5 protein-coding genes are annotated in these 5278 nt (G+C 50.0%); 4 read left to right on the top strand and 1 reads right to left on the bottom strand.

From position 1 onward, the window contains the following. Positions 1–231 precede the first annotated feature (231 nt). From glmU to pth, 4 genes are all read left to right on the top strand, one after another. A complete protein-coding gene (gene glmU / locus COY37_RS11685) occupies positions 232–1614 on the top strand; it encodes a bifunctional UDP-N-acetylglucosamine diphosphorylase/glucosamine-1-phosphate N-acetyltransferase GlmU (protein WP_286677734.1) in 1383 nt (460 codons plus the stop codon). A 14-nt stretch (positions 1615–1628) separates the two neighbouring features. Then, positions 1629–2594: a ribose-phosphate diphosphokinase gene (locus COY37_RS11680; RefSeq protein WP_286677733.1), complete on the top strand. Its 966-nt coding sequence runs from the start codon at positions 1629–1631 to the stop codon at positions 2592–2594. A gap of 140 nt (positions 2595–2734) precedes the next feature. Then, positions 2735–3385 carry a 50S ribosomal protein L25 gene (locus COY37_RS11675; protein ID WP_286677732.1) on the top strand — a complete coding sequence of 217 codons (651 nt, stop codon included), beginning with the start codon at positions 2735–2737 and terminating at the stop codon, positions 3383–3385. An 88-nt stretch (positions 3386–3473) separates the two neighbouring features. Beyond that, positions 3474–4055, top strand: a complete 582-nt coding sequence (pth, locus tag COY37_RS11670; RefSeq protein WP_286677731.1) for an aminoacyl-tRNA hydrolase — start codon at positions 3474–3476, stop codon at positions 4053–4055. 133 nt (positions 4056–4188) lie between these two features. On the opposite strand, the gene COY37_RS11665 is transcribed toward pth, so the two are convergent. Continuing rightward, the coding region (locus COY37_RS11665; protein WP_286977692.1) for a Fic family protein at positions 4189–5278 on the bottom strand (1090 nt) is incomplete at its 5' end.

Here is a 5278-nt window from a genome sequence, read left to right as displayed (position 1 = left end):
GCCCGCTAGATTCTTCGCAACGCTTCAGAATGACACAATAATTATGGTGTTCTGGCACTAGTTACCCGCGCACGGGAATAATTATTCCCGTGCGGAGCAATGGAACAATAGAACATAAGAGCCCCGTTATTTCAAATATCTCACAATACGTGTATAATTTTTGATGTTTAAAAGCTGTATAAAGCCATTTGGCGTTTGGTAAGAGTAAACAGGATTAGGAGTTATTGCTTGATGGGCCTAGCTGTTTTGGTTTTAGCGGCGGGGGAAGGCACCCGCATGAAATCCTCCCGCCCGAAGGTCCTCCACACTATTTGTGGGGAGCCGATGATTCACTTCGTTTTAAAATCCGTAAGAAGCCTCAACCCCGAGCGGACAATTGTTATCGTCGGTCACCGGGCCGATGAGGTAAAGGCCGCCCTTGAAGGGGTCGACTTTGCGCTACAAGAAGAGCAGTTGGGCACGGGGCACGCGGTCTCTACGGTTGAAGATATGCTGGCCGATTTTGTCGGTACCGTTATAGTTCTTAGCGGGGACACGCCCCTGCTTAGCGCCGAGACATTGCAGCGGATGCTCGATATCCATACTTCGAACGAGGCCGCGGCGACATTGCTTACGGCCCGAATGAATAACCCGACCGGCTACGGCAGGATTATCCGCTCATCGACCGGTGCGGTTCAAGCGATTGTCGAGCAGAAGGAAGCAACGGATGAGCAAAAGGCGATCGCCGAAGTAAACTCGGGCACCTACTGCTTTGATAAAGAAAAGCTTTTTGAAGCGCTAAAAGGGATAGACTCAAACAATCAGCAGGGAGAATTCTACCTGACCGACGCTATCAAAGTTTTAAGCGATGGCGGAGGAACGATCATGGCGTGCCTCGCTGATGAGCCGGAGGAGACCATGGGCGTGAACACGCGGGTGCAGCTGGCCGAGGCCGACCGCATCATGCGGGGCAGGATCAACGAGAAGCTTATGCTGGCCGGTGTCACGCTCATCGATCCCACGACCACCTTTATTGCCGATAGTGTTACGATCGGCAGGGACACGGTTATCTATCCCATGACGTTCATCAGCGGTGATACAAAAATCGGTGAAAACTGTATCATAGGCCCCGCAAGCCGTCTGGTTGATTGTCTGGTGGGCAATGCGGTGGTCATAGAAAGCTCGGTAGTAAAAGAGAGTGTTATAGAGGACTCGGCAGAGCTTGGACCGTTTTGTCATGTCCGACCGGGGACGCTGGTAAAGACCGGCGCTAAGGTCGGCGGCTTTGTCGAGGTAAAGAAGAGTGAGATCGGCCGGGGAAGCAAGGTACCGCACTTAAGCTACATCGGCGACACGCATATAGGCGATTATGTTAATATAGGGGCAGGCAGCATCACATGTAATTACGACGGCGCCAACAAATACCAGACCGTTATCGAAGACGGCGCGTTTGTGGGGAGCGATACCATGCTGGTGGCACCGGTGCGTATCGGCAAGGGTGCGTTTACCGCGGCCGGTTCGGTAATTACGAAGGATGTTCCGGCCGACAGCCTGGCTGTCGAGAGGTCCGATCAAACCATAATCAACGACTGGGCCAAGAAACGAAGACAACGAAAAGATATATCAGAAAGTTAAAGTGTGAGGAGAACATGGCAAGCGAAGAAAGCAAACGATTAATGCTATTCAGCGGTCGGTCCAATCCGGCCCTGGGGGAGGAAATTGCGGAACACTTGGGGGTCCAGCTCGGCAAAGTTGAGCTGTCGACCTTTAGCAACGGTGAGATTTACGTGCGCTACCAGGAGAGCATCAGGGGCGCTAACGTGTTTGTGGTACAAACGCTCGCTGACAATGTCAACAATAACCTGGTTGAGCTATTGATTATGGTTGATGCTTTAAAGCGTGCCTCCGCGCATAAAGTGTTCGCGGTCATCCCGCACTACGGGTATGCACGCCAGGATAAAAAAGCCGCGGCGAGGGAGCCTATCACCGCTAAGTTGATTGCAGACCTCTTAATGACCGCGGGTATCGACCGTATGGTAACGGTCGACCTGCATGCAGGGCAGATCCAAGGGTTTTTCGATGTCCCGGTTGACCATCTGATGGGACTTCCGATTCTGTCGGGGTACTTTAAGGAAAAGAATTTTCATGACCTCGTGGTGGTTTCACCCGATGTTGGAAGGGTAAAGATGGCCAAGAGGTATGCCGATAAACTTGGGGCGTCTCTGGCGATATTGCACAAGACACGACCGGCGCATAACGTGGCCGAGATTACGCATATTATCGGAGAGATAAAAGGGCATCCGTGCTTGATGATCGACGACATGGTCGATACCGCCGGAACACTGGTCAGCGGCGCGCAGGCGCTCATGGATCACGGGGCTACCGAGATCTACGCCGGCGCAACGCACCCGGTTCTCTCCGGCCCGGCAATCGAGCGTATCGAAAAATCACCGATCAAGCAACTGGTAACCACGAACACAATACCGATTTCGGACAGCAAGATGATCCCCAAGATCAAGGTTCTCTCAATAGCCGGTCTCTTGTCCCAGGCGATTAGAAACGTTTACGAGGACAGGTCGGTAAGCGAGTTGTTTGACGGCCAGAACCAGTTATAGAGGCCAGGGTCCTGGGTCCAGGGATTGTACATCGAGTGTTACCATTCTGGTCGCGAAGTGGTGTAGAACCGCTATATTGTAAGAGCGGTTAGATAATAGCAGAGAAGATAGTTTTACTTAGTTATATAAGGAGTGTGGATATGGATATATTCGAACTTAAGGCAGAAAAGCGTGAAGTAGTAGGAAAAGAATCAAGCAAAAAACTCAGAAGGCAGGGCCAGATCCCTGCTGTCCTTTACAGTGACGGGGGCTCGACGCCGATTATCATAAGCGCGCGCGAGTTTTCAACGCTCGTTCACTCGGGGGCGGGGACGCACGTTATCTTTAAACTGAAACTGCCCGGCGCGAAGCGGCATCCAAACGCCGTAATCAAGGAAGTCCAGAGAAACCCGGTGCGCGCCGAGTACCTCCACATCGATTTTCAAAAGATAGCCCTCGATGAAAAAATCGCTGCGATGGTTCCAATAGCGATTGTCGGCGAAGCGCCAGGCATAAAAGAGGGCGGTGTTCTTGAACGCCATACAGAAACTATCGAAATTGAGGGTATGCCGCAAGCCATGCCGGATCATATCGAGGTAGATGTCAGCGAGCTGCAACTGGGAGAGAGCGTTCATGCAAAAGACTTGGGTCTAACTGATGGCTTAGAGATGCTGACCGATCCCGAGGCGGTTGTTGTGGCGATTGCGGTACCGCGTGTGGTAACGGTTACCACCGAGGCGGTCGAGGGAATCGCACCGGAGGCGGTCGAGGGAAGCGCCGAAGCCGCAGCGAGAGCAGCAGAAAAAGAGTAACGCTTAAGTTTCCGGGCGCGGGGTATTGCCTTGCGCCCTTTTTCTTTATACGGGTCATTATCAGGTACATTTAGGGACATTTAGTGTTATGTATATCATAGTTGGTTTAGGGAATCCGGGAACCGAATACGAAGCGACGCGGCACAACGTCGGCTTTATGGTCATCGATAGGCTGAGCCGGGAATACGGCATACGTCTTGACAAAAAAAGCCGTCTGGCCCGATGGGGCGAGGGCGCACTCGCCGGTGAAAACGTGGTGCTGCTGAAGCCGCTGACCTTTATGAACAACAGCGGCCTTGCCGTGCGCGAGATACTTAAAGGCAAGGGTGTTGAACTCGACCGCTTGATCGTGATCTATGACGACCTCGACCTCGAGCCGGGACGCATCAGGATTCGCCCCGATGGCGGAAGCGGCGGGCATAAGGGCATACAATCAATAGTCGGGCAACTCGGAAGCGGGGATTTCCTGCGGGTGCGCATCGGTATCGGCAGGCCCTCCGGCAGGCAAGATGCCAGGGACTATGTGCTCCACCCCTTTGCCAAACGCGAGCGCGAAGACGTAGACTTTGCCATCATCAAGGCGGCGGATGCCGTAACTTTCATCATCGAACACGGCGTCGAACGCGCCATGAACGAATTCAACCGCAAGGAAGACGCATCAGAGGCTTAACTGTGTCGGGATGAGCCCTAATCCAACACTATTCGAACCAAAAAGAGCTGCTAGATAAGTTGGAGGGGTATTTTGAGAAGCTCTAAAGTGCCTCAGTTCGTTATTCGAAGACAGATCAGCCGGTAAGCTATGTTTACCTTAAAATCTCGATCAACTTAGCAAAGACGTAAACTCTATCTCTTTTTTTGCCGGAAATCTCTTGTAAAATACCTGCATTAACAAACTTTGCCAAAAGGTTGTAGACAGTTTGGTTGCTTGCTGTTTTTAAGTGCTCCTTGATGCTGGCAAATGACACTATAGGCGATGCGAAAACTACGTCTAATAGCCGAACGGCATAGATCGAGTTAATAGCAGTAATCTCCGCTTTTAAATCATTGTATAGGTTAAGGATACCTAAAACCGTGCCCTTTGTTTTAATAGATTCGGTGGTGATGGCATTTAAGAAGAACCTAAGCCAGCTATCCCAAGCCCCGTTATTGCTAACGCTATTTAGGAGATCATAATAATCCCTTCTGTTCTCTTCAAAGTATTCGCTGATATATAGCAGTGGATACGATAAGAGGTTTCTTTGATATAAGAATAAAGGAATTAAAAGCCGGCCAATTCGGCCATTGCCATCTAAAAACGGATGAATAGCTTCAAACTGATAATGAGCTAAGCCAATCTGTACAAGGGGATCTTTTTCTTTATCGGAATTTATATATTGCTCCCAATTGCTTAATAGCTGTTGTAGTGCATTAGCAGGTGGTGCCACATAGGTTGCTTCTTCTATCGGGGTTCCGGGTAGACCAATAAAAACCTGGGTTCGCCTTAGATTTCCTCTATCTTTGCTTGCCCCTCGGACAGAATCAAGCAAAACATAGTGGATCTTCTTTATTAGGTTCTCACTAATAGGTCTTTTCTCTAGCTCTTCAATAGCCAGACGCATAGCCTGCCGGTAATTGATAATCTCCCTGATATCTCTTTCTTTTTCGTTGGCCTCAGTTACCTTCTCTTCAGCTTCGTATTTCAAGACATCTTCAAGCGAGGCTTGTGTTCCTTCTATACGTGAACTTAAAACTGCTTCTTTGGTAAGTAAAGGTGAGGTTAATAGGTCTGGATTAGGAATGTTTACTAATAATCCGTTGAGTTCACCGAGAGCGCGATTAGCTTCACCGATTTCTTTAATTAAACTGTTGTAGTCTAATTTTGGTGGCAACTTTGGTGGTATAAATGGTGCTTTG

Source organism: Candidatus Aquicultor secundus (genome assembly GCF_002791875.1).
Lineage (GTDB): Bacteria > Actinomycetota > Aquicultoria > Aquicultorales > Aquicultoraceae > Aquicultor_A > Aquicultor_A secundus.
This window is presented reverse-complemented; position numbering and strand designations above follow the sequence as displayed.